Raw genomic sequence first — 713 nt, forward strand, 5'->3', positions numbered from 1 at the left:
GTCCAATACAGCACCAATAAGGGTTCTAGTTGGACTTCGGTGACGATGCCAGCAACAGGGACTTCATCTGCGTCTCCGCTTGCGGTCATTGCCACAGGTAACGCCACATATCCGCATCTTTTGTGCATAGGAGCCACAAACAATTCGGTGACTACTATATATGCGGTGGTCGGTAATCTTGCAACAGGTGCATCCAGTTTCAAGATTGCTTCGCAGGTTAATACGGCAATTGGATCGGGTGCCTTCACGTCCACGATTCCACGTATAATTGGAAGCTATGTTACTGTGTTCTCATACCAAAACGGCATGATGAACACCGCAAACGCGGCTGACTTATCGACAGGGTGGAGTTCGTACAGTATTGGTACGTCCAGTGGTTTGATAAATGACTTGGCTTTCTTGCCGGGAGCTAATTTGTACGTAATGGCATCGACAACCGGAATCTACACTATTCCGAATCCGGGAGCGGTCGGTACAGCAGGACTTCTCACGGGAACGTTGACACCAACATTGCGTAGCTCCGCAGGAGGTTCGATCAGCGCCCTGATGCTAGTTGGGTCGTACATGGTTGCGTTCGGTGCTAATGGATATATCGCAACATCGACAGATGGCATTACGTGGACTGCAATCACACCTCTGCAAAATAATGGTGCGTGGCAGGCAGCGCTGTACGACGGCTCGAAATATGTTGTTTTCTCTGATAATGTCAACGG

At 49.5% G+C, this 713-nt stretch carries 1 protein-coding gene; it reads right to left on the reverse strand.

Features of this window, described 5'->3' with window-relative positions:
* A partial coding sequence (locus AC1RPR_RS07945) for a hypothetical protein (RefSeq protein WP_481763424.1) occupies positions 1-248 on the reverse strand: 248 nt, incomplete at its 3' end.
* Positions 249-713 lie beyond the last annotated feature (465 nt).

This window comes from Dellaglioa sp. CoH-57-MRSF-22, assembly GCF_056781895.1.